Origin of the sequence: Bacteroides sp. 1_1_14 (assembly GCF_000162515.1) — a bacterium.
Taxonomy (GTDB): Bacteria; Bacteroidota; Bacteroidia; order Bacteroidales; family Bacteroidaceae; genus Bacteroides; species Bacteroides thetaiotaomicron.
Genome location: NZ_GG774702.1, coordinates 542,479 through 565,650, shown reverse-complemented (window position 1 = coordinate 565,650; position 23,172 = coordinate 542,479). Strand labels below are relative to the sequence as shown.

General features: G+C 39.6%; 20 protein-coding genes and 3 pseudogenes. 17 read left to right on the top strand and 6 right to left on the bottom strand.

Features of this window, described 5'->3' with window-relative positions; genetic code table 11:
* Nucleotides 1-192: 192 nt before the first annotated feature.
* Nucleotides 193-828: a DUF5033 domain-containing protein gene (locus HMPREF9007_RS22200; RefSeq protein WP_008759912.1), complete on the bottom strand. Its 636-nt coding sequence runs from the start codon at nucleotides 826-828 to the stop codon at nucleotides 193-195.
* 498 nt (nucleotides 829-1,326) lie between these two features.
* Between HMPREF9007_RS22200 and HMPREF9007_RS22205 the strand changes: the two genes are divergently transcribed.
* A complete protein-coding gene (locus HMPREF9007_RS22205) occupies nucleotides 1,327-1,896 on the top strand; it encodes a DUF3575 domain-containing protein (protein WP_008759911.1) in 570 nt (189 codons plus the stop codon).
* 12 nt (nucleotides 1,897-1,908) lie between these two features.
* Nucleotides 1,909-3,363 (top strand): DUF3868 domain-containing protein, encoded by a 1,455-nt coding sequence (locus HMPREF9007_RS22210; RefSeq protein ID WP_008759910.1) that lies wholly within the window; start codon nucleotides 1,909-1,911, stop codon nucleotides 3,361-3,363.
* 73 nt (nucleotides 3,364-3,436) lie between these two features.
* Here the strand turns inward: HMPREF9007_RS22210 and HMPREF9007_RS22215 are convergent, their stop codons facing one another.
* The 3 genes and pseudogenes from HMPREF9007_RS22215 to HMPREF9007_RS22220 all read right to left on the bottom strand — a co-directional run bounded on the left by HMPREF9007_RS22215 (nucleotide 3,437) and on the right by HMPREF9007_RS22220 (nucleotide 4,527).
* On the bottom strand, nucleotides 3,437-3,622 hold the full coding sequence (locus tag HMPREF9007_RS22215) for a helix-turn-helix transcriptional regulator (protein WP_008764435.1): 186 nt from the start codon (nucleotides 3,620-3,622) through the stop codon (nucleotides 3,437-3,439).
* Nucleotides 3,606-3,788, bottom strand: a pseudogene (locus HMPREF9007_RS25730) (type II toxin-antitoxin system RelE/ParE family toxin); the annotation flags it as partial. The gene HMPREF9007_RS22215 and the pseudogene HMPREF9007_RS25730, both read right to left, overlap by 17 nt.
* Nucleotides 3,789-3,888: 100 nt before the next feature.
* Nucleotides 3,889-4,527 (bottom strand): HU family DNA-binding protein, encoded by a 639-nt coding sequence (locus HMPREF9007_RS22220; RefSeq protein ID WP_008759907.1) that lies wholly within the window; start codon nucleotides 4,525-4,527, stop codon nucleotides 3,889-3,891.
* A 329-nt stretch (nucleotides 4,528-4,856) separates the two neighbouring features.
* Here HMPREF9007_RS22220 and HMPREF9007_RS22225 point away from each other — a divergent pair, with 329 nt between their 5' ends.
* Nucleotides 4,857-6,116 carry a DUF3874 domain-containing protein gene (locus HMPREF9007_RS22225; protein ID WP_008759906.1) on the top strand — a complete coding sequence of 420 codons (1,260 nt, stop codon included), beginning with the start codon at nucleotides 4,857-4,859 and terminating at the stop codon, nucleotides 6,114-6,116.
* A gap of 43 nt (nucleotides 6,117-6,159) precedes the next feature.
* Here HMPREF9007_RS22225 and HMPREF9007_RS22230 read toward each other — a convergent pair whose 3' ends face one another.
* On the bottom strand, nucleotides 6,160-7,449 hold the full coding sequence (locus tag HMPREF9007_RS22230) for an ATP-binding protein (protein ID WP_225651662.1): 1,290 nt from the start codon (nucleotides 7,447-7,449) through the stop codon (nucleotides 6,160-6,162).
* A 316-nt stretch (nucleotides 7,450-7,765) separates the two neighbouring features.
* Between HMPREF9007_RS22230 and HMPREF9007_RS28020 the strand changes: the two are divergent.
* The 9 genes and pseudogenes from HMPREF9007_RS28020 to HMPREF9007_RS22270 all read left to right on the top strand — a co-directional run.
* Nucleotides 7,766-8,011 (top strand): annotated as a pseudogene (locus tag HMPREF9007_RS28020) (DUF3874 domain-containing protein); the annotation flags it as partial.
* 759 nt (nucleotides 8,012-8,770) lie between these two features.
* Entirely contained in the window at nucleotides 8,771-10,111 is a 1,341-nt protein-coding gene (locus HMPREF9007_RS22240; protein WP_008759904.1) for an Mfa1 family fimbria major subunit, read from the top strand.
* Nucleotides 10,112-10,230: 119 nt separating this feature from the next.
* Nucleotides 10,231-11,319, top strand: coding sequence for a FimB/Mfa2 family fimbrial subunit (locus HMPREF9007_RS22245; RefSeq protein ID WP_008759903.1), 1,089 nt, complete (start codon nucleotides 10,231-10,233; stop codon nucleotides 11,317-11,319).
* An 11-nt stretch (nucleotides 11,320-11,330) separates the two neighbouring features.
* Nucleotides 11,331-12,386, top strand: a complete 1,056-nt coding sequence (locus HMPREF9007_RS22250) for a FimB/Mfa2 family fimbrial subunit (protein ID WP_008759902.1) — start codon at nucleotides 11,331-11,333, stop codon at nucleotides 12,384-12,386.
* Between the two features lie 18 nt (nucleotides 12,387-12,404).
* The gene (locus HMPREF9007_RS27405; protein WP_277754606.1) at nucleotides 12,405-12,797 is read left to right on the top strand and encodes a hypothetical protein; all 393 of its coding nucleotides are present in this window, start codon (nucleotides 12,405-12,407) and stop codon (nucleotides 12,795-12,797) included.
* A gap of 92 nt (nucleotides 12,798-12,889) precedes the next feature.
* Nucleotides 12,890-15,277, top strand: coding sequence for a DUF4906 domain-containing protein (locus HMPREF9007_RS22255; protein ID WP_277754605.1), 2,388 nt, complete (start codon nucleotides 12,890-12,892; stop codon nucleotides 15,275-15,277).
* Between the two features lie 22 nt (nucleotides 15,278-15,299).
* The gene (locus tag HMPREF9007_RS26970) at nucleotides 15,300-15,560 is read left to right on the top strand and encodes a hypothetical protein (RefSeq protein WP_008759901.1); all 261 of its coding nucleotides are present in this window, start codon (nucleotides 15,300-15,302) and stop codon (nucleotides 15,558-15,560) included.
* A gap of 251 nt (nucleotides 15,561-15,811) precedes the next feature.
* Nucleotides 15,812-16,195, top strand: coding sequence for a type II toxin-antitoxin system RelE/ParE family toxin (locus HMPREF9007_RS22265; protein WP_008759900.1), 384 nt, complete (start codon nucleotides 15,812-15,814; stop codon nucleotides 16,193-16,195).
* Nucleotides 16,164-16,493: a helix-turn-helix transcriptional regulator gene (locus HMPREF9007_RS22270; RefSeq protein WP_225651416.1), complete on the top strand. Its 330-nt coding sequence runs from the start codon at nucleotides 16,164-16,166 to the stop codon at nucleotides 16,491-16,493. Before HMPREF9007_RS22265 ends, HMPREF9007_RS22270 begins: the two co-directional genes overlap by 32 nt.
* Nucleotides 16,494-16,643: 150 nt before the next feature.
* Here HMPREF9007_RS22270 and HMPREF9007_RS0124535 read toward each other — a convergent pair.
* Nucleotides 16,644-16,880: pseudogene (locus HMPREF9007_RS0124535) on the bottom strand (hypothetical protein); the annotation flags it as partial.
* Between the two features lie 289 nt (nucleotides 16,881-17,169).
* Here HMPREF9007_RS0124535 and HMPREF9007_RS22275 point away from each other — a divergent pair.
* The 5 genes from HMPREF9007_RS22275 (at nucleotide 17,170) to HMPREF9007_RS22295 (ending at nucleotide 23,170) form a co-directional block, all read left to right on the top strand.
* Nucleotides 17,170-18,243, top strand: a complete 1,074-nt coding sequence (locus HMPREF9007_RS22275) for a Fic family protein (protein ID WP_008759897.1) — start codon at nucleotides 17,170-17,172, stop codon at nucleotides 18,241-18,243.
* A 320-nt stretch (nucleotides 18,244-18,563) separates the two neighbouring features.
* A complete protein-coding gene (locus tag HMPREF9007_RS22280) occupies nucleotides 18,564-19,061 on the top strand; it encodes a hypothetical protein (protein WP_008759896.1) in 498 nt (165 codons plus the stop codon).
* 20 nt (nucleotides 19,062-19,081) lie between these two features.
* Nucleotides 19,082-20,779, top strand: coding sequence for a flotillin family protein (locus HMPREF9007_RS22285; RefSeq protein WP_128567770.1), 1,698 nt, complete (start codon nucleotides 19,082-19,084; stop codon nucleotides 20,777-20,779).
* Nucleotides 20,780-20,822: 43 nt separating this feature from the next.
* Nucleotides 20,823-21,500, top strand: a complete 678-nt coding sequence (locus HMPREF9007_RS22290) for a DUF5715 family protein (RefSeq protein WP_008759894.1) — start codon at nucleotides 20,823-20,825, stop codon at nucleotides 21,498-21,500.
* A 113-nt stretch (nucleotides 21,501-21,613) separates the two neighbouring features.
* Nucleotides 21,614-23,170: an ATP-binding protein gene (locus HMPREF9007_RS22295; protein WP_008759893.1), complete on the top strand. Its 1,557-nt coding sequence runs from the start codon at nucleotides 21,614-21,616 to the stop codon at nucleotides 23,168-23,170.
* The last annotated feature ends 2 nt before the right edge of the window (nucleotides 23,171-23,172 follow it).

Sequence of the window (23,172 nt, the reverse complement as noted above, 5' to 3'; positions counted from 1 at the left end):
CGCTGATTCGTAAAAGAATCGGCGGGCCTCCCATTGTTTGTTTCTTAATTGCCTGAATGACCAAAGCTATATTGTTTGCTGTCTGGTTCCTCTTTTTGTCTGATGGAATCTCCGTGCACGGCGCAAGGAGCCCTTTTATATAAGTTGTATATATTGTAACGTAATACCTAAAATCAATAAATTCCTGTTGTATTAATTAGCTGCTTTGGAAAGAGTAAAGCTATAAGTTCCCTTATTATCCTTGAAGTTGTAGCTACCTTTAAAGCTTACGGGTACCTTAACCAGGCAATTACCCTGGTCGCTTACACGGAAATAGAGATAAGAAGTCGAGCTGAATACACTGTTTCCTTCAGCAGTAGTAGATAAGGAAGCTCCATAACCCTGCCAGTTGAACAGGTCAGTCGAGGAGGAGTATGTAGTACCTATATAAAATACTCCGCCGTTATTATCAATATTAAAGTTGATGGAAACACACAATGCGAATTGTTCTACGAAAGCACCGCTTCTGGTACGGGCCTGATATTCTGCGATCATCTTCACTTCTTTTCTGTCACCACCTTCGTAGTATCCTTCCAAAGTTTCCGATTCACAGTTACGGATAGTATTACCATTCTGACGAAGCGCTTCAAGCACACTTGCCATTTCTTCTGCAGTCACAGAAGGTACATCACCTACTTTAGAGTCAACAGTTGCAGATTGTATACCATATAAAGATATCATGGATTCAAAGTTTGAAGAGTTGTCTTCAAAACTATCACTTTCAGCATTAGAACATGCTACAAAAGTTAATGCCAATACACATGCGAAAAAGAATTTAATTGATTTCATATTAGTACCTCCTAAATTTTATTTGTTTTTTTAATTTGTTTGCGAACTGTTGTTTGTTATTTCGTCCGCTTCTTACACTTCATATTGTTTATCTGTTCATGTTCCTTAGGAGGGAATCTTTTAAACTTAAGTTGTCTTATTTATCTTTTCTTGTTTGTTTGTACACTGCAAACATAGGCGTTTTATTCAATAGAAAAAACTTTTTCAGGAGACAAAATGAATGAATTACCACTCTTTAACGAACGAAATACAGCTTATTCAAGCACTTGAATAAGATATGCAAGTATCAAATCGCCGCTCATCTGCAATTCATTCAATACGAGCGGTAAAAACACCACCCATTACCAATGAATTATATGCCACCTATAAAAAGAATGATATACCGCCCCACTTATTAATTTCCATTGAAAGGAAAGAGAAGAAAGATGAATCCACCAATTAACGTCTATTCATATAACCGTTACTTTTGCAACATCAACAAACAAAACCCATCATGCGATGAAAAAGAAAAGAATCTTATTTTTGTTCGTTACCTTGTTTGCTTCTACCTTATTATATAGTCAGGTAGTCGGAGTGAAAACCAATCTTGTAATGGACGCGATGAAAATTATCAATCTCGGAGCCGAAGTCGGTCTGAGTAAGAAGTTAACGCTGGACTTGTATGCCAACTATAATCCGTGGAAATACAAAGATCAGAAGATGATGAAGATGCTTGCCATCCAGCCGGAACTCCGTTACTGGTTCTGCGACAAGTTCAATGGACACTTTGTGGGATTCCATGTACATGGAGGCGTCTACCAGGCTGCCGCCATCAATATGCCCTGGGGCATCTGGCCGGAACTGAAGGACCACCGCTTCAAAGGCAATTTCTTCGGTGCTGGTATTTCCTACGGTTATCAATGGATTCTTGCCAAGCATTGGAATCTGGAAGGGAATATTGGTGTAGGTTACGCACGTGTCAAGTATGAGCAGTTCGAATGCAAGACGTGCGGTGAGAAGGTTAGCGAAGGACATAAGAACTATTTAGGTCCCACGAAAGCTGCTATCAGTTTAATCTATTTATTCTAAAACAAAACAAATATGAAAAAGATATTATGCATACTCTTTTGCCTGCTGCCTGTATTGGGCGGGAAAGCGCAGACACTTTATAGAGATCAGGTGCGTATAGAGAAAGAATCTATCACACGCAATGAAGATAACAATGTGCTGAGCATCGATATGGATATCGTGATGCAGGAGAATCTGAAGCTCTCCTCCAATCATGTCGCTACCCTCACTCCGTTCCTCGAATCAAATGGCCGCACCAAGATACTACCTTCCATCGTAGTTTACGGTCGCAAACGTGAAGTAGTAAACCAACGCAATAACATCGCTCCTTCGGAAAATACTTACAGTGTTATCCGTCGCAAGCATAATAAAGAACAGATTATCAACTACCACCAGCAATTCCAGTTCGAAGCCTGGATGCGTGATGCGGAAATGAAACTGAATATTGATGTATGCGGCTGCTGCGACCTGAAAGAGGAGACCAGCGGTGAATTAATCACCCGATTGAACATTTTACCCGTGCAGCTACAGCCCGCTATATCCTATATCACTCCACAGGCAGAAGCCGTCAAGCACCGTGCCATAGAAGGAAGCGCTTTCCTTGACTTCCCGGTGAACCAAATTATCATCCGACCGGAGTATCGTCGCAACACAGTAGAGCTGGCCAAGATACGTGCTACCATTGACAGTGTACGTAATGATGACAAGACAACGCTCAGCAGTATAAGAATTCACGGTTATGCATCACCGGAAGGTGGATATGCCAACAATACCCGACTGGCAAAAGGTCGTACACAGGCATTGGTAGATTATGTGACCAGTTATTACAAGTTCGACAATAAACTGATCACTTCAGAGTATACTTCTGAAGATTGGGAAGGATTCCGCAAGTTTATCGCAGCTTCTTCATTGGAGAAGAAGGACGAGATACTGAAACTGATGGATGACTCGACACTGGACATAGACAAGAAAGAACGCCAGATCGCTCAATTGGCAGGTCCTCAAACTTATAAATATATATTGGAAGAATGTTATCCGGCTTTGCGTCATTCAGACTATACCGTCAACTATACCGTACGCGGGTTCAATCTGGAAGAAACCAAAGAGATTATCAAGACACGTCCGCAACTGTTGAGCCTACAGGAAATCTATCGGATTGCGGAAAGCTGTCAGCCGGGAAGCGAAGAGTTCAACCGTTCGTTCCAGGTAGCAGCCACCATGTTCCCGGATGACCCTATTGCCAATCTGAATGCAGGAGCCATGGAAATACAGAAAGGCGGAGACCTGACAACAGCGAAGAAGCATCTTGCCAAAGCTGATCAGAAAGCTCCCGAAACGCTGAATAACCTGGGAGTCATCGCACTGCTGGAAGGCGACTACGATGCGGCAGAGAAATATTTCAATGCAGCAAAAGCCGGTGGACTCACCACTCAGGCTGACACCAATATGAAACAACTAAAAAGCATAAGAAATTACCCCAAAGAATAATAACAAACAATTTTACCCCAAAACACAAACGCACCACCTGAGAAGGCAGTGCGTTTTTTTTATATCATAATCATCATATCATCGGCTTAACAATCTCCACTTTTAAGCCCAATGCATCAATGATACGAAAGAAAAGTCCGACTCCCGGCTCAAGCGCTCCTTTCTCAATTCTAGATATATAGGACTTGTTGGTACCTACCTTGCCGTACAATTTGTCTAATACAGCATCCATACTTCCAACGTCAGGGTTTACTTGCATAATATTCATTTTTAAGTTTTACTGCCTTTTCAATCTCACTTTCGGGCGTTTTTTGTGTCTTTTTCTGAAAGCCATTAAACAACATCACGATATTGCCTTCATCAAAAATAAAAAAAGCCCCATAAATATTCATGGAATGTTTTTTTATTTTCAAGCGTTTCAGCCCTTTCAGCCATCCGCCACAACCGCCTGCCAGCAGGCGAAAGCGGCTGAAAACCGCCCCCGAAAAAGCACCCTTTCAGCCTTCAGTCCTTTCAGCCGGGAATTTACCGGAGCGTCGGCTGATCTCTGGATGTCCCGTAGAATCCGGGAACAGGAACATAGATCGGCTGATTACGCAATCCGAGATTCTGCAACTTTCCTTCCTGGCAAATTCTCCGGATATGAATCATAGCCGTAGAACGTACCATGCCACACAAAGATTGGAAATCTCTGCGCTGCATCATCTGATGCGTACTGAAATACTCCTTCAGCAACATATCAATCTCTACTTCCGAAAGCTTGGACGAATGAAAATTCTTCTTCAGTTGCTTTACCTTAATTAATCCGATAGAGTTTTTCAATTTCTGATCCGAACGAAAGCGGATAGCCTTCAGTTTGATTTTCATATTCCGTCGCGGAGTGTCGGCGGCTATCTCTTCCGTAGCAGTCAGCGTGGGGTAAAAATAACCGATGCCGTCCAGATGAACCTGCCGTCCTTCTCCCAACTCCTCTCCCATCACCTGCGAAAGAGCATCAAGTACAGCAGTCACATCGACTTCATTCAGCGTACAACGGGATTGAATCTTACTCCTCATTTCGTCCGTATCTACCTGACCATTGTAAGCAATGCGGGGATGGAATCTTTTTTTCTTCGGTTGATCCGGTGATACCGGGTTCTCATACCAGTCAAATAATATAGCCATAGCTTCCTCTTTTATTAAATAAGTACTTCTAATCTGTTATTCCTACGGAAACTTCCGATGAAAGAAGCTTCATTTTCATCGGCTAATGTGCTATGGCTGCCCGGCTAATGGAGATTAGCCGATTGACTAATGAAGGATAGCTGATCAGCTAATCTGCATTAGCCTCTGATGTTTGCGCCTTCAAAGATACAACAGAAAGGCAGGAAAACCTAATGATTCCTACGTTATTTCATAAACGGAAGTATTTAAAGGAATCTATCGAAAACACTTGCAAATCGCTATCCCGGCATTGTAACTTTGATGCACGAAACTTAAAAAAAAGAACAAATATGATGGAAAAAGTAACCCAAATGATCGCCATGCTGATAAAGGCATGGAAAAAAGAGAGCGTATCACAGATTGACACACCTCCCGTTCCCGCAACGCCCGAACCGAAGCAGCAGTCCCCCAACAACTCCGCCTGCCTGACGGAACGGGTCAACACCTTTCTGCAAACTCACTATGACTTCCGCTACAACCGCCTGACGGAAGAAACAGAATTTCGCCCATTAAGCGGAGCAAAGACCGAATTTCGTCCCATCGGAAAACGTGAACTGAATACCCTCTGCATGGAGGCTCATGCAGAGGGCATTTCCTGCTGGGATAAAGATGTGAGCCGATATATTTATTCCACACAAATCGGAGAGTATCATCCTTTCCGGCTTTATATGGACGAACTTCCTCCCTGGGACGGCATCGACCGGTTGACTCTACTTGCCCGACGTGTATCCGCACTACCTCTATGGGTAAAAGGATTCCACACATGGATGCTGGGACTGGCTGCCCAATGGGAAGGAAAGACGGGCGTCCATGCCAACAGCCTGGCTCCCATCCTGATCAGTGCCGAACAGGGACGGATGAAATCGACTTTCTGCAAATCGCTGATGCCCAAAGTACTGCAACGTTACTATATGGATAATCTCAAACTGACATCAGAAGGACAGGCAGAACGTCTTCTGTCAGAAATGGGACTGATCAATCTGGATGAATTCGACAAATATGCAGAGAGTAAAATGCCGCTTCTGAAGAATTTAATGCAAATGTCGAGTCTCCACGTCTGCAAAGCGTATCAGCGTAACTTCCGAGACTTGCCGCGCATCGCTTCTTTCATCGGAACTTCCAACCGCTCCGATCTGATGAGTGATCCGACAGGCAGCCGCCGTTTCTTCTGTGTAGAAGTAGAAAAGCCGATAGATTGTGAGGGAATCGAGCATGAACAGATCTTCGCCCAACTGAAAGCGGAGCTTGCCGACGGGTGTCCGTATTGGTTCGACAAAGAAACGGAACGTGAAATACAACAGAATAATGCACCCTTTTACCGTACTTGCCCTGCCGAAGAGGTATTTCTCAGTTGTTTCCGCACCTCAGCCTCAGCGGAAGAGAAATATCTGCGACTTTCTGCCGCCGATATTTATAAAGAACTGAAGAAACGGAATGCTGCTGCTCTACGAGGTTTCAATCCGAACCATTTTGCGCAAGTATTGATAAAAATGGGGGTAGAACGGAAGCATACGGAATATGGGAATGTATATTTGGTGGTAAGACGATGAATTTCACTTGCATTATATTATCTTATATAATGTGCCTATATCATCAAATTTTACGGATTACCCATCGACCTTCTTTGCGTCCTCCTTCACGAGAAAGTATACCTTTCTCTGTAAGAGATTCTATATCACGTTTAATAGTCCGTTCTGTCACGTTTGTCTTTTGGGACATTTCAGAGATAGTTATAGTTCCATCAGCTTGCATGAATTCAAGTATAATCTGCTGACGTTCTGTTAGTTCTTTCGTGACATCTTTCGTGACATACACTCGATTCTCAATATGAAGGATTAGTTTCACCTGCATCAGTTCCGGCTGCTCAACCAATTCCGGCTTCAGCCAATGCTTCTCATTCCACGCACTAAGGATGAGCGGGAAACCTGAGCCTAGGTTTTCTCCGTAACCTATCATACGGAGCATATGCTGCATTCGTTGGTTACGAGCTTTGGATTCGCCACCAGCATAGATTTGTTCAACAGGCAATTTCAATAAGCCTGGATTGGAAAGCACAAAGCGGTCATCATACTTCTCGACACGAAGAAGGCCATTCAGCATTAAGTCGGCATGGATAATCATATTGGTAAAAGCCTCACGCACTGCCTTATGCTGTGGTGTATCATCCTTACGGATAATGCCATCCATTTGGAATGGCCTTGGAATATCTCGCGTCAAACGGGGAACTACCATACGAATGAAGTTGAACAGATTATTCTCCCATGTACCGTCATAGGTCAGTCGGTCACTATAACGTTGGTCACCTATAAGGTTTGACTTGTCAATATAGTCCATGCGCAGATAATCAAAACGCTCACGTACCGGCAACCCTTTACCAAACATCAGAAGACCTGCTATAGTCAGACCTTCAGTACCATCTTTTCGGTTTACAACATAGCCACCAAGTTGCATCAAGAACTCCTTATGATCAAGACTATTCCAAATATGTTCTGGATTATTAGTCTTGAACATAACACGATAACCCTCTAATGTCGGGATGTCAATATCATCCATTGTGTAATACTCCAAGAACATACGATCATTGCCATCCTCGTAAGCATCGCGCACCATCATCTTTATCATTTGCTCTGTGCAGTGATAATCACCTTCATGGTTGCGTCTATAAGTACCACGCATCAAGTTGTTATTAATGTAAACAGGACGCAAATTATAATCGGCACGTGGTACATTTATCGCTATTACCTCCTTACCATTAACGCTAATCGTCTGAACATCCTCATCATGTAGCAGATTCACATTTACTTTCTCACGACTGTTAATAGTATTCCATAAATCCTTGCGTATTTTGTCTGCATCCTCAACACCAGTGATTGTGAATCTCATCAAAGAGTCTTTCTCTGCTACGTTTTCATATACCCCCTACAAAAGAATTCCACCATTCGTATTAGCAAATGCAGAATATGTTTCCCACAAAGAATTTGGCACACCATTTTGTGCCTTTTTGCATTCAAGCGTAACACGCTCACCATCTGCAAGCAGTTTATATATATCTTGTTCTGTCATATCTTCATTTTATTATAATATATTTCAAAAGAACAAAGATAAGCAATCGATTTTAGGAAAGAGTAAATTTCAGCATATTCTTATTGCATTCGGAAAAAAGAGAGTGTATCAACGCCAAACAACGCAGCTATTGCCAAGTGCCCCCTTTTACCGTACTTGCCCTGCCGAAGAAGTATTTCTCAGTTGTTTCCGCACCTCAGCCTCAGCAGAAGAGAAATATCTGCGACTTTCTGCCGCCGATATTTATAAAGAACTGAAGAAACGGAATGCTGCTGCTCTACGAGGTTTCAATCCGAACCATTTTGCACAAGTATTGATAAAAATGGGGGCAGAACGGAAGCATACGGAATATGGGAATGTATATTTGGTGGTAAGACGATGATTGAGTTTAGCAACACGGCTGAAAGCACTGAAAGCAATATTCCTAGTTTTCAGGATAGTACTTTCAGCCGGAATATCGATGAACAGGGAGTTTCATGATAAAGCTGAACAATCTGAACCCTAATCGGTACTGTAATTCTCAATGTGATGCAAAGCAGTAGTAAATCATTCAAAACGGAATGAACGAAACACAATTTCACTAACTCCCCATACATTAGCTGCAAATTCTATTCGCTATATCTAAAATAGTTGAAGAAAATAATAAAACAACAACAGCGGTAAATAGAAAACATAGGCGGCAAAACATTCATTTAACCAAAAAATCATTCAAAAAACGATCAATTCACCCATCCCAAAAGACCATTTAAAAGATTGAAAAATTCACCTTAAAAATTGAAAAAAACACCAATTAACGATTTCGCATTTCTCCCATACCTTTGCAATGTCGATAAGGAACAAAAGTTTCTTGCGAAACAAACAAAAGAACAAAACAATAAAATCAGTATATAAACAATTAAAGAAACATTGCCTATTAGAAACAAACAAAATCATTCCTCTCGGAAGTTACTTCTCTTTCCTTATATAATATAAGGGCTTCCTATTAAAAAGAAAATGATGTTTTTAACAAAACAAACGCTCCTCATCCTTTAGATGACTCTCCTCAAAAGAAGAAAAAAAACAATTAGCACAGTATACATTATATATAGTGTGCAAACCAAAAAAAAGAATTATAGCATCACACATTAAAATCAAAACAAAAATGAAAGTAAAAAATTTATTATTAGCAGGTTTGGCAGTAGCAGCCATGACAGCTTGTAGCAATGACATTGACGAAATCGTTGACAACGGTAACCAAACTCCAACTGAAGAAGCGAGCATGAAACTTTATTTCAATTTCGCAAATCAAACGAGAGCTACTGGTGACAATAGTGGTGACAAAGTAAATGGTGAAGAAGTAGAATGGAACGTAAATCAATCATCAATTACAGTAGTACTTCAATATGCAAATGGAGGCAAGAAACTTGTATATGACAAATTGACACCTATTACAGAGGCAGCTAACGGTGCGAAAAAGTATACTACAACAGAATTTACTGTAGATGCAGGTAATGATGTTACAGTATATGCATTCATCAATCCTAATAACTTAAATATTGATGAGAATGTAAATCCTGCAACGCTAGCTCTTACAGAAGCCCTTATACTGCCTGAAACTGGATTAGGTTACCTTGCAGCCGGAATTGCCGCACCAAACAAATTTATGATGAGTGGTAAAACAGCAAAATCAATAAATATAGTAGCTGGAAGAACAGATAATAAAGCAGAGATTAACGTAGATCGTGTAGCTGCTAAATTAGACGAGAAAACGCAAAAGACCCCATTTACTATTGATGCTCAGGGTGTGAAATATACAGACAAAGACGATAAGACTGCAGCAGTTAAGATCCAGTTATTATCTCATTCATACTCAAACTTGTCAAATAACACTTTTGCTTTAAATGAAACAAGAGACAAAAGTTATTTTAATAGTACGATTGGTGCTATTAACTATTTACAAGCATATTCCGCACAAGGATCATATCCTTTAGACACATACTACAAATGGCTTACAAAGGAGGAAGATGCTGATAATGAAATTACCTATTGCTTAGAAAACTATGGTAATAGTAATCCTACAAAAGTTCACTATAAAGGTCAAGTTTATATTGGTGAAACTGCTATCAAATCTGATTTCTATATCAGAGCAGTACAAAATCCTGAAGCTTACTATATATTTAAAGATTTGGCAGAAATGAAGGCATATTACAATGACGCTGCAATCAATGCCATCACAGCTGAAACGTCTCGTGAAGATCTAGCTAATTTAGGTATTAAAAAGTACGATGGAGGTATATGCTATTATGAAGCTACTATTAACACAATTGTTCCAGATAAAGCAGCATCAATCCTACGTAACAACTGGTATAAATTAAATGTAAGTAAGATTAAAGAGATTGGTACTCCGACACCTGCTCTTGATCCAGAAGATAAAACAACAAAATTGGTAGTTGAAACTACAATCAATCCTTGGACTATCCAAGTTAATGATTTTGAACTCTAATTTCTAAATAATATATCGGGAGAGGCTTTCTCCTCTCCCGATACTTTTTCTTCTCTACAAAAACAGAGCATTACATCCAAACAAAACATACGCTCCGCAAAAGCATAAAAAAAGAAATGATGAAACAAATATTAACTACCATACAAGAAAAGGCAAACAAGATATTGTCACTTGCAATATTGGCTGGTGCAATCACATCCTGTGATTCAGTATTGAATTACAATGAAGATTGCGACATCGAATATTGTGTCAAGTTCAAGTATGACTACAATATGGAAGAAAAGGACGTATTTGCCGAACAGGTAAGAACCGTCACTCTTTATGCTTTTGATGATAACAACAACCTTGTTTACCAGAAGACTGATGAAGGTGAACCATTGGGCGAAGGAGATTATGCAATGAATATTGAAGGAATAGATCCTTCTCAATACCGCCTAGTAGTATGGGCAGGATTAAATGATGAATCATTTGCAGTTCCTTTGCTATACCCCAATCAATCAAAGATTGAGGAATTAGCTGTAAAAACATTACGCAAACAAGCCACCCGAAGCATCTCAGAAGATGAAAAGGACTTATATATAGTAGACAACAGTCTATATTCGCTTTGGCACGGTGAAGTTAAAAAAGGACCGACTACCCGCAGTGGAAGACAACAAATCACCAACGTGTCATTAGTGAAAAACACCAATACCATCCATGTTATCGTCGCACAAGTCAATCAGTCCAATGGCCCCATAACCAAAGCATTGACAGAAGAAACTTTCCAATGTGCGATATACGATGATAATGGATACATGAGCTATGACAACTCATTGCTCGAAGACAATCTATTAACATATAAGCCGTACAATACCAAAGCCGAAATTGTAACAACAAAAGCTTTTAGTGCAGAAAACGAACCTGCCAAAGAGTATAACGGCATTACCTCCGATTTGAGCGTGGCAAGACTCGTAAAAGGACAAACTCCTGAATTGACGATCAAGAACTCTCAAACACAAGAAGTACTGTTCCACAGTGATGACTTGATAAAATACTTCGAAGAAGTAGATGCGGAAAAATATAAAGATCGAAACTATTCTCTCCAAGAATACTTGGATCGTGAAGACGAATATACCATAAAGATTTTTGTAGACGAAAAGCTTGCACTCATCAAAACTGTAATCGATGTAAATGACTGGATCATCCAAATTAATGATATTGAACTTTAATATAACAAAGAATGAAATACTCTAAATTGACATATTATTTGCTGGCTATCCTCTGCATGATGGCAACGTCGTGTGTTTCAGACGGAGTTATGGATGAGTGTCCGGACAGCAAGAGCAAACAAATGGTAACAGACGCACGGGTAAGCCTCGTACTGAATTTTGCTATTAATAGTTCCGTAACAAGAGCAGGAGAAACCGACGGTAATACTACTGAAGGAGAAATGAATGAACGAAAAATAAAGGACGTACATATATATGCATTCCAAGAAAACAAATTCAAGGAAGAAGTGCAGTACGTATCTATATTTGGAACAGATGGAGAAAACACACGAACAATACAAGGAAGATTAAGTGAAAAATATCTAGCTGACAAAGCAGTAAAATTCATAGTAGTTGTGAATGGTGAAAGTAAAGGCGTTACTGCTCCAACTTTAATTAAAAATCAATCAACTCCAGATAATCTATATAACCAATTAGTATTTGACTACCGCGCTACTGACAACTGGAGTACTTATATACCTATGTCGGGAGAATGCGAGATAAGTCCGCTTCAAGAAGGTGATTACAATACTGCAAAATTGAGTTTAACACGTGCCATTGCAAAAGTCAATGTAACAGTGAATGAAGGTCATGGACTTGATAATTTCAGAATCACTGAAATTAAATTATGCAACTATAATATAAAAGGCTATTGTACATCTTCTAAAGTAAATGAACCCAATATACCCAATGGTACGACTCAATCAAAGTCGCCAATATCTTCTGGATCATTAACTGGAACAGAAGGAAATGCATACGAGAATCATTTCTATATTCCTGAACATAAGAATATAGGAGTAAACAAGGAACAAAAAGTTTACCTTGAAATAAATGCAATAGTAAAAGGTGTTGCAAAAAATTACACATTAGCATTTACCCAAAATGATACTCCACACAATGTGCTACGTAATTATCTGTATGTATTCAACATTAGAAGTGTGAAAATGGAAGTTAATGTAGAGCCAACTTTAGAATATGAAGTAAAATTATGGGAAGAAAAAACTGTTGATATCCCATCATTCAATTAATACAAGGAGGAAAGTCAGATGAAAAAGCAAAACAACATATTAGCAGTAATAAAAAATATAATATATCTAATGTTCGCTTGTGCATTTCTCAATGCTTGCACAGAGGATGAAATATATAAAACATCCAACATAGTGGAAGGCGTTCCGGTAGAAGTTGGTTTCAAATTTTCTGTCCCTTCAATGGAAAAAGTTACAACACGTGGATTGACTGACGAAGGTGAATTTCAAGTAAACGATTTATACATTTTTATATTTGATGCAAATAATAATCAAATACGAAAAGCCGGTGGAGGATATTATGATAGTGATGCCATTTCAAAAGTAATAACAGGTAGTCAGGTTTCCGGAACGACTTCATCTGGAACTTTAAAACTAAAACGACTAGCGGTGAAAGCCTCATTTATGGAATAGCCAACGTTAATGGTAATGATTTAGGTGGGAATATTGTCAGCAGATTAGACAAAATCAATAATCTCCAGGATCTACAAGATACGTGGGTTGAATTGACTATCAAAGGCAATGTTGAACGTTCAGCTCCAGCATTAGTAATGAGTGGCGCATATACAGACGGAAGCAATCAACCTCAAACAGGGTATTGTAATATAATAGATAAAACAACTACGCTCACAGGAAAAATTAGTCTTACCCGTCTTGATTCACACATCACATTCAAGATCAACCCGAAAATGAAAACAAACGGGGGTAAAATCATATCATTTGAGCCCAAAAGTTGGAAAGTATATAATGTACCATCTAAGTCTTATATATTAACTCACGGTAATTATGATGACGCAGTCACTGACAACAAAGATGATTATAAAGATACAGATGCATCCATCAGATTTGACACAGAGAACGATAAGTATAATTTCGATTTTTATATGTTGGAAAATCGAAAAAAAAGCAAATCATATAACGGCAAAACAATAAGTAAATATGAAGAACGTGAAGAAGAAGTTAAGAATGATGATAAAAAAAATACAGGAGAGTATAAATATGTAGAGCCATACGCAACTTTTGTTGAATTAAAAGCGCATATGGAAATAGAAAATGGAAAGGATGGTATACGAGTAGCTGATGCCACTTATGTTATTCATTTAGGCTATGTAAAAAACCAAGCTGATGATTTTAAAAACGAAAGAAACAAAAAATATACTTATAACGTCACCATTGAAGATGTAAATTCTATCATAACAGAAGTTACAGATCATACAAAAGAGCCACAACCTGGTGCGGAAGGTGATGTAGTAGATTCTGAAACTCAAATATACAATATTGACGCACATTATGGATATCTAATTCTAGGATTCTCTTACTCTCAAGTAGCATCCGGATTAAATTTCTTTGTAAAAACTCCTTTTGGAGAAACGAAGCAAGATAGTCCACAACTAAATCATGATTATAAATGGCTTAGATTCAAAGCTAACACAAATAATGTAGCTGACAAATTAGAAGAATATCCAAAGAATGGGTCAGGATTAATAGATTTATTCGGTTTAGAAAATAGTATAAAACAACAATTCGATAATAATAAAAAGAAAAACAACTGGAATGATGCTCAAGTTGAAGCACACAAAAAAGATATATATTACTACACAGTATTTATAGACGAATATTATTACGAACAACATCCTTGTGGTACTGAAAATTGGGGAAATAGAGCTCATTGGGAAGAGTTTGCAAATAAAGAAAACAGATATGCGCTATTAATATTCGAACCTCTAAAAAGTGCGGATGAAGAAAGTAGTTATGCCAGTGCCAAATATATGATTACCCAAAAGTCTATTCAAACATATTATAGTACAACGGGCTTAAATAGTGATAAAATTGCGCTTGGCATGGAGCATGTCGACGAAACCGGTGTGACTTCAGGTTGGAATAGTAACTATTATGGAAGCAGTCAAAAGAACGGCTATCAAAACACTTACTATTTTTGGGAATCAGCTCAAATAAGCAGTTATGGTGATGTTACCATTCCTTCCAATAATACGTTTAAGATAAACAACAATGTCCAAAGTGCAATCTATGATTGTATGTCACGTAACAGAGATGAAAACAATGATGGATATATAAAAGGAGAAGAAATAAAATGGTACTTGCCAGCTACAGATCAATTAGTAGGAATGTTTTTAGGAGCAGAAAGTTTACCGACTCCTCTATTCGGAGAAAACGATAAAGAACCAGGAAAAACTGCTGGTAAAACTAACGGTATATATCATTATATTACTAGTGACAAGAAAAGAATATGGTCAGAAGAAGGTGCAACATTTGGTGCTGCTGATGTAGGCTATGCCACAGCTCCTAAAAAACTTAGATGTGTACGCACTTTGGGAGTTAGTTCTAACACACAATCGCAAACTCCTTCATCAGACAAGAATATTGGTGGGACAATATATAGATATAATAGTAACACTAGAACATTCTACATGGATTATTTTGATGCACAAAGTATACGCACTTCAATTGTTGAAAACAGAGAACTAGATTTGCATCACAATTTTAGTTCATACAATAGACCTTATACTGCATTCCAAATTGCAAAAGACCGAATGTCAACCATTGGAAAAGGAAAATTCCAAGCGACAGATTGGAAGTCACTTGTAAGCAATAATGGTCTTAACCGTAGTGTATGTGCTGATTACTATGAAAATAGTGAATCGGAAAAGGGAACATGGAGAGCACCTAATCAAAGAGAACTTATGATTATATACCTCCAAAGCCCAGCATTAGTTGAAAATCGTCCAACATCCGAAGCATGGGGGGATAGATATGGTTCCTTTACAAGAACATCTTGGAAATTCAACGAAAATGATCATTTTACAGTAGATATGGCACAAATAACAAAAGGCACCGTTGGTTCATTTGTTCGTTGTGTTCGTGACGTTAAATAAATAAAACTTAAAAGTAAATATTATGACACCAAAAGACATCCTGCAACTAGAATCATCAGATATGCGCCAAGCCTATCTGTTTGAAGAGAACGGGCGCTGGTATGCTTATGAGCATTCAGCCAACCGAATCGAAAAATTTGTGAAGGGCTTTGTAGACTTCAGACACAAAGTGCAAGATGTCTGCGGTCGGATAAAAGTAGAAATCGACCTCAGTATTTTGGAAAAGTGTTCCATTACACTGTGCGAAGATTCGCTGCTTGTACTTGATTGCCCTGCAGCATAAAAAGGCTGTCTCCAAAAGTACACGCTTCATAATCCTTATAAAGAATTACACAATATATTGTTTGTTTTGTTTGTGTTCCTCAATCCACTCAGAGGCAGCTTGTGAAAGTAGCGCTGAGTGGGTGGGGATTTTTTGTGCAAAAAGAAAATGGAATAACATAAACTGATTATAATAGAATGAGCAAACAAAAATGAAAAAGTCTTGTTTATTGTTCACGGATTAGTTACCTTTGTTATCTAAAATACAGATCGATGACAGAGAAAAGAAGATATGTTCGCCAAGTCGTAGCATATTCCAGTTACTTCAAAGAGTTTAAAAAGACTTTATCTAAAGAAGTATTGTGCAAAGTTTATCAGATATTTATTTATATCATGACATTGGAGAAAGTGCCGGTAAAGTATCTGAAAGCTATTGCAAACACAAAAGGTCTCTTTGAAATACGTGTTGAAGAAGGAGGAAATATATATCGCATTTTTTGCTGTATGGATGAAGGAAACTTGGTGATATTATTTAATGGTTTTCAAAAGAAAACTCAAAAGACACCTGTTAGAGAAATAGAAAGAGCACTGCGAATCATGAATGAATATTTTGCTCAAAAAAAGAATGAAAGGAGAACAAATGATGATGACAAATGAAAAAATGAAGATTAATGGATGTACTCCTATAGAAGATTTGATCACCGAAGATTTTGGTGCTATAGGAACCCCCGAAAGAGATGAATTCGAGCGAGGATGCGAAGCCTTTATCATAGGTGAACGATTGAAAGCAGAACGATTGAAAGCGGGCATGACGCAAGAACAACTGGCTGCTAAAATCGGCACAAAGAAAAGCTATATTTCTCGCATTGAGAATGGACATGCCGACATACAACTGTCTACTCTTTTTAAAATATTCCAAGGATTGGGACGAAAAATAAGTTTCACGATTTGGTGATTTTGACAGGAAAACATGGAAACGTAAGTTATAATTCGCGAAATGTCTTCAGATTGCATCGCCCATAAGAAAGGCTTCCAACCCGTAGAAGCCTTTTTAACTTGTCAAAGTGATAGCCTCATGTCAATGAAGCAAAAATGATAGCTATATTTACAAATCTTGAATTTCTTCCGGCAACAATCCGGTGGCTTTTTGAATCGTTGCCGTGTCCATCCCCATTGATTTCAGATTCCGGGCGATTTCCAAACGACCTTCTATTCTTCCTTCCTATTTGGCTCCATCCAATACGTCATTTTGTATCATAATAATGCTCAAATACTCATCATAAGCATGCCGTTCTTCCTTAGGCATATTATAATAAATCAGCTTTTGACGAGCTTCGTCCAACAGAACGGCCAAAAAACCCTTAAGTACACCAAAATTTGCTTTTCGACGAAGAAGGTACTGTAGCGCCCAATCAAATCTGATATATCTGTCTTGTTGTTCCATATCGTTTCCTTTTCTTAGGTATCACAAAACTACGTTTTTTTTTCTGATTACAAGAAAGAAAAGCTTGTTTTGTTTGTGAACAACAATTCACCGGAAGCATAAGTTATGATTCGCAGGAGTTCACATGATTTGCATATCTGATTATTTATTGCGTTCTTTGTATTACATAAAATGTATAACGTAAAAGATGAACGACTTCGAGGAATACATAAGACAGAGCGAACCGCATAAGCGGGAGAAAGGATACGCTTGGCAAACAGCCATTGGCCTGCAAGCTGTTGATGGTCTTAAACCTTCGGAATATTTGAAGGAAAAAGCCCGCCAACACATTGAAGGGGATATCACTATTGACGAGGTCAAACAATTAGTTGATAGTTATTACAAATCAAAGGTTGCCCGTTCATCTAGCGAAGATCGTACGGAAGAAGCCGATAAGGTCTCAGCCAGAATAACAGAGATCCTTTCGGAGAATACATTCACATTCTCACCTATCGAATACTTGGCTATTCATCGGCATTTATTTGAAGGCATATTCAGCCATGCCGGACAAATACGGGATTACAATATTACAAAGAATGAATGGGTACTGAAAGGAGCAACAGTACTTTATGCCAGTGCAGGAAGTATCCGCGAAACCTTGGAATATGATTTCTCTCAAGAAAAGATTTTTGATTATAAAAATCTGAATATAGATGAGGCCATCAGACATATTGCCCGATTCGTTTCTGGAATATGGCAAATACACGCCTTTGGTGAAGGAAATACACGCACAACAGCCGTATTCACGATCAAATATCTGCATACTTTTGGATTCAATTTCAGTAACGAAACCTTCGCCAACCATTCTTGGTACTTCCGCAATGCTCTCGTCAGAGCTAACTATAATGACCTAACCAAAGGTGTGTATGCCACGACCGAATTTTTAGAAAAATTCTTCAGAAACCTGATTCTCAACGAACAAAATGAACTTAAAAATCGAAATCTACAGATCGACGAAATCGAAAAGGAAGCCATTCAAAGTGCAAAACAGACTGATATGGATATTCCAAAGTGCAAAAATTGCACTTTAGACTGCACTTTGGAAGAGATAGCCGTACTTAACTACCTCAAAGAAAAACCAAATGCAACACAAAAAGAAATAGCACAACACATAGGAAAATCTGAGAGAACCGTCAAATCCATGACCGTAAACTTAAGTGAAAGAGGTATTATAGAACGCAAAAACGGACGTCGTAATGGCTTTTGGGAGATCAAGAAATGAATATCTTATGTGAGTGATTCTTTGCATATCTGATTATTTATTGTATTCTTTGTATTACAAAAATGTATAACGTAAAACATGTAATAGCCATGAAGCCTAATAATCCTTTCCTCGTATACGGTTACAATAGTCCGGATTGGTCCCAAAATTATACAAGAGTAATTGTATATTGATAACACAGGTAATTGAACAGAGGCAATCTGAAAATGAAAACTTTTCGAAACATATCTACTTTTTATCACATTATCTTTGTTTATCTCTTATAAACCTGTATATTTGGAGTATTATAACTGATACATTTATATTAATACAGAATTACTATGAGTCATACCATCTTCCTAATCATCGCCCTCGTCACTACAGGAATTTTTCTTATTCAATTCGTATTATCCATTTTCTTCGGAGACATAGATGCAGATGTGGACGTGGATGCTGATATCAGCAGCGTAGTATCTTTCAAAGGTCTCACCCACTTCGGGATCGGATTCGGATGGTATATGTACCTCGTAGGAAATGCCGATATAGCAAGTTATGCAATCGGAATTCTGGTAGGTCTGTTCTTTGTCTTTGCCGTATGGTTCCTTTATAAGAAAGCCTATCAACTGCAGCAAGTGAACCGGTCTGAAGAGACCGATCAATTGGTAGGACGGGAATGTACCATTTACTTCAAGCAAAGTGATAACAAATATACAGTACAGACAAGCCGGGACGGCGCCATGCGCGAAGTGGACGTGATCTCCGAAACCGGGAAAGCATATCAGACCGGAGACAAAACAATCATCAGCAGCTACAAAGACGGAACTTTATACATTAAATAACTATTCAAATACACAATTTTATGACACAAGAAATGCTAATCATGGCTGCTATACTAGTGGCGGTCATTCTGCTTACTTTTATCGGCATCCTGTCGCGTTACCGTAAATGTAAGAGTGACGAAGTCCTCGTAGTATACGGTAAAACAGGGGGAGAAAAGAAATCAGCCAAGTTATATCACGGTGGGGCCGCTTTCGTATGGCCGATCATTCAGGGCTACGAATTCCTTTCTATGAAACCATTGCAGATAGACTGTAAACTAACAGGCGCCCTATCTGCCCAAAATATCCGTGTGGACGTACCCACTACCATCACCGTAGCTATCAGCACAGACCCGGAAGTGATGCAGAATGCTGCCGAACGTATGCTGGGACTGACAATGGATGACAAACAGAACCTGATTACGGATGTAGTATACGGTCAGATGCGTCTGGTGATTGCGGACATGACTATCGAAGAGCTGAACTCCGACCGTGATAAATTCTTGTCGAAAGTAAAAGACAACATCGACACGGAACTTCGCAAGTTCGGTTTGTATCTGATGAACATCAACATCAGTGATATCCGCGACGCTGCCAACTACATCGTCAACCTGGGTAAGGAAGCTGAAAGCAAGGCTCTGAACGAAGCACAAGCCAACATCGAAGAACAGGAAAAGCTGGGTGCTATCAAAATTGCCAATCAGATAAAGGAACGTGAAACAAAGGTTGCGGAAACCCGCAAAGACCAGGATATCGCCATTGCCGAAACCAAGAAGCAACAGGAAATCTCTGTAGCAAATGCGGATAAGGAGAGAATCTCTCAGGTAGCCTTTGCCAACGCAGAAAAAGAATCGCAAGTGGCCAAAGCGGAAGCGGAAAAGAATATCCGCATCGAGCAGGCAAACACCGAAAAGGAAAGCCGTGTCGCCGAACTGAACTCCGACATGGAAATCAAACAGGCAGAAGCTGCTAAGAAAGCGGCTATCGGACGTAATGACGCACAGAAGGAAGTGGCCTTATCAAATGCCGAATTAGCCGTCACACAGGCAAATGCCGACAAGCAAGCCGGTGAAGCCGCTGCAAAATCGGAAGCTGCCGTACAAACTGCCCGGGAAATCGCCCAAAAAGAAGTGGAAGAAGCAAAAGCGAAGAAAGTAGAATCTTCACTGAAAGCTGAAAAGATCGTTCCGGCAGAGATCGCAAGACAGGAGGCTATCCTTCAGGCAAATGCCATCGCCGAAAAGATTACCCGTGAAGCGGAAGCACGTGCAAAAGCGACTTTGGCACAAGCGGAAGCGGAAGCCAAAGCTATCCAACTGAAACTGGAAGCGGAAGCAGAAGGTAAGAAGAGGTCATTGCTCGCAGAAGCAGAAGGTTTCGAGGCTATGGTCAGAGCAGCAGAATCGAACCCTGCCATCGCCATCCAATACAAGATGGTAGACCAATGGAAGGAAATTGCCGGAGAACAAGTGAAGGCTTTCGAACACATGAACCTAGGCAATATCACCGTATTCGACGGAGGAAACGGAGGTACAAGCAATTTCCTCAGTTCACTGGTGAAAACAGTGGCCCCAAGTCTCGGTGTACTGGATAAACTGCCTATCGGCGAAACGGTAAAGGGTATCATCAATCCGGAAAGCAAAACGGAAGAGAAACCTGCCGGAAAGCCGGAGGAGAAAAAAGAGAGAAGAAGAAATAACCATAAATTATTTCATAGAGATTGCCTGCCTTCATTTTGAAGGTAGGCATTTTTTTTATATCTTTGCGAGCAAAATATTAAAAATGAATAACCATAAACTTCACCTTCTGCCTTTATTTATATTGATTACGGGGCTTGTCACTCTTACTGCCGGCTGCAAAAAGAAAGATATGTCTCTCAAACTGAACGAACCCCGCAACATCCGTGGTGTAGTCAGTTACAAACGTTCTTTCCCGGATTTGAATGATAAACATCTCGCCGTGGCCCAAGCCGTCGGCATCTGCCCGCCGGAAGACAGGGACGCCGCCGAAAAGATGAAAGAACAGCTTATCCATATCACCGACAACCAATTTTACACAGTAGACTCTCTGACGCATTCCATCCCCTATCTGGTCCCCCGCGCCAGCGAATTGCTCGACACCATCGGCTCCAATTTTCTTGATTCACTGACAGCAAAAGGGTTGAACCCAAATCAGATTATCGTCACTTCCGTACTACGTTCGCAGAGTGACGTGAAGCGTCTCCGCCGTCGGAATGGAAACGCTTCCGCAAACTCCGCCCATTGCTATGGCGCAACCTTTGACGTCAGCTGGAAACGATTCAAAAAGGTGGAAGACGAAGACGGACGACCTCTGCAGGATGTCAATGCCGATACCTTGAAGCTCGTTCTGTCTGAAGTGTTGAGAGACTTGCGCCAAGCCGATAAATGCTACATAAAATATGAATTAAAACAGGGATGTTTCCACATCACTGCACGATGAGTATAAATTGCTTAGAATTTGGACTGGATAGTACAAAACCTTCAGACTAAATTTTGCGTTATGATGGGAAACGGCTATCTTTGTACGAATCCAACGCTAAAAAAAATCAGATTATGAGTAAGCTATACCCTATCGGCATACAGAATTTTGAAAGCCTCCGAAAAGACGGCTATTTCTATGTAGATAAAACAAGACTTATTTACCAATTAGTAAAGACCGGTCGTTACTACTTCTTGAGCCGTCCCCGCCGTTTTGGAAAAAGTTTGCTGATTTCGACTCTTGAAGCATATTATCAGGGAAAAAAAGAACTTTTCGAGGGACTTGCCATCGAACAACTGGAAAAGGATTGGATAAAGCACCCGATACTGCATCTGGACTTGAACAATGAAAAGTATGATACCCCCGAAAGTCTCGACGGAATACTCAATGATAACCTGGAGAAATGGGAGAGCCTGTACGGCGCACGCCCATCGGAAGTATCTTTCTCCCTGCGTTTTGCAGGTATCATACAACGTGCTTACGAACAGACCGGACAACGTGTCGTTATCCTTGTGGATGAATATGACAAACCCATGTTGCAAGCTATCGGAAATGAAGAGTTACAGAAGTACTTCCGAAATACGCTGAAACCTTTTTATGGCGCATTAAAAAGCAAAGACGGATGTATCAAACTCGGTTTTCTGACAGGGGTAACTAAATTCGGTAAAGTAAGCGTATTCAGCGACCTGAATAATCTGATCGATATCTCAATGGATGAACAGTACGTAGAACTTTGCGGTATCACGGAAAAAGAAATCCATGATAATATGGAAGAGGATGTGCAAATATTGGCAAGCAAACAGAAAATGACTTATGAAGAAGTATGCTCCGAACTGAAAGAATGTTATGACGGCTATCACTTCGTAGAAGACTCCATAGGAATATATAACCCGTTCAGCTTGCTCAATACATTCTATAAGATGAAATTCGGTAGCTACTGGTTCGAAACCGGTACCCCGACTTATCTAGTGGAATTACTGAAGAAATCGAACTATGATCTTCAGCGTATCACGCATGAAGAAACGGATGCAGAAGTACTGAACAGTATTGATTCGACCTCCAGGAATCCGATACCGGTTATCTATCAGAGTGGGTATCTCACGATCAAAGGGTTCGACAAACGTTTCGGGATTTATAAGTTAGGTTTTCCCAATCGTAAAGTAGAGGAAGGTTTTGTTAAATATCTCCTTCCATTTTATACCAGTATAGATGCAATTGAGTCTCCTTTTCAAATTCGTAAATTTATTGATGAAGTAGAACTAGGTGATTATAACGCCTTCTTCCATCGTCTGCAAAGTTTCTTTGCTGATACACCATACGAACTGATACGTGACTTGGAACTGCACTATCAAAACGTACTCTTTATCGTATTCAAACTGATCGGTTTCTATGTAAAAGCTGAATATCATACTTCACAGGGAAGAATTGACCTTGTTTTGCAAACCGATCACTTCATTTACGTGATGGAATTCAAGCTGGAAGGGACTGCCGAAGAGGCGCTTCAACAAATCAATGACAAACATTATGCACAGGCATTTGCCACTGATGCACGAAAACTATTCAAGATAGGTGTAAACTTCAGCAAAGAGACCAGAAACATCGAGAAGTGGATAGTAGAAGAATTGCAATAAAA

What these genes read in the sequence shown, in the direction of transcription:
- HMPREF9007_RS22200 (WP_008759912.1), bottom strand. Translation starts at nt 828, where the DNA reads ATGAAATCAATTAAATTCTTTTTCGCATGTGTATTGGCATTAACTTTT.
- HMPREF9007_RS22205 (WP_008759911.1), top strand. Translation starts at nt 1,327, where the DNA reads ATGAAAAAGAAAAGAATCTTATTTTTGTTCGTTACCTTGTTTGCTTCT.
- HMPREF9007_RS22210 (WP_008759910.1), top strand. Translation starts at nt 1,909, where the DNA reads ATGAAAAAGATATTATGCATACTCTTTTGCCTGCTGCCTGTATTGGGC.
- HMPREF9007_RS22215 (WP_008764435.1), bottom strand. Translation starts at nt 3,622, where the DNA reads ATGCAAGTAAACCCTGACGTTGGAAGTATGGATGCTGTATTAGACAAA.
- HMPREF9007_RS22220 (WP_008759907.1), bottom strand. Translation starts at nt 4,527, where the DNA reads ATGGCTATATTATTTGACTGGTATGAGAACCCGGTATCACCGGATCAA.
- HMPREF9007_RS22225 (WP_008759906.1), top strand. Translation starts at nt 4,857, where the DNA reads ATGATGGAAAAAGTAACCCAAATGATCGCCATGCTGATAAAGGCATGG.
- HMPREF9007_RS22230 (WP_225651662.1), bottom strand. Translation starts at nt 7,449, where the DNA reads ATGAGATTCACAATCACTGGTGTTGAGGATGCAGACAAAATACGCAAG.
- HMPREF9007_RS22240 (WP_008759904.1), top strand. Translation starts at nt 8,771, where the DNA reads ATGAAAGTAAAAAATTTATTATTAGCAGGTTTGGCAGTAGCAGCCATG.
- HMPREF9007_RS22245 (WP_008759903.1), top strand. Translation starts at nt 10,231, where the DNA reads ATGAAACAAATATTAACTACCATACAAGAAAAGGCAAACAAGATATTG.
- HMPREF9007_RS22250 (WP_008759902.1), top strand. Translation starts at nt 11,331, where the DNA reads ATGAAATACTCTAAATTGACATATTATTTGCTGGCTATCCTCTGCATG.
- HMPREF9007_RS27405 (WP_277754606.1), top strand. Translation starts at nt 12,405, where the DNA reads ATGAAAAAGCAAAACAACATATTAGCAGTAATAAAAAATATAATATAT.
- HMPREF9007_RS26970 (WP_008759901.1), top strand. Translation starts at nt 15,300, where the DNA reads ATGACACCAAAAGACATCCTGCAACTAGAATCATCAGATATGCGCCAA.
- HMPREF9007_RS22265 (WP_008759900.1), top strand. Translation starts at nt 15,812, where the DNA reads ATGACAGAGAAAAGAAGATATGTTCGCCAAGTCGTAGCATATTCCAGT.
- HMPREF9007_RS22270 (WP_225651416.1), top strand. Translation starts at nt 16,164, where the DNA reads ATGAAAGGAGAACAAATGATGATGACAAATGAAAAAATGAAGATTAAT.
- HMPREF9007_RS22275 (WP_008759897.1), top strand. Translation starts at nt 17,170, where the DNA reads ATGAACGACTTCGAGGAATACATAAGACAGAGCGAACCGCATAAGCGG.
- HMPREF9007_RS22280 (WP_008759896.1), top strand. Translation starts at nt 18,564, where the DNA reads ATGAGTCATACCATCTTCCTAATCATCGCCCTCGTCACTACAGGAATT.
- HMPREF9007_RS22285 (WP_128567770.1), top strand. Translation starts at nt 19,082, where the DNA reads ATGACACAAGAAATGCTAATCATGGCTGCTATACTAGTGGCGGTCATT.
- HMPREF9007_RS22290 (WP_008759894.1), top strand. Translation starts at nt 20,823, where the DNA reads ATGAATAACCATAAACTTCACCTTCTGCCTTTATTTATATTGATTACG.
- HMPREF9007_RS22295 (WP_008759893.1), top strand. Translation starts at nt 21,614, where the DNA reads ATGAGTAAGCTATACCCTATCGGCATACAGAATTTTGAAAGCCTCCGA.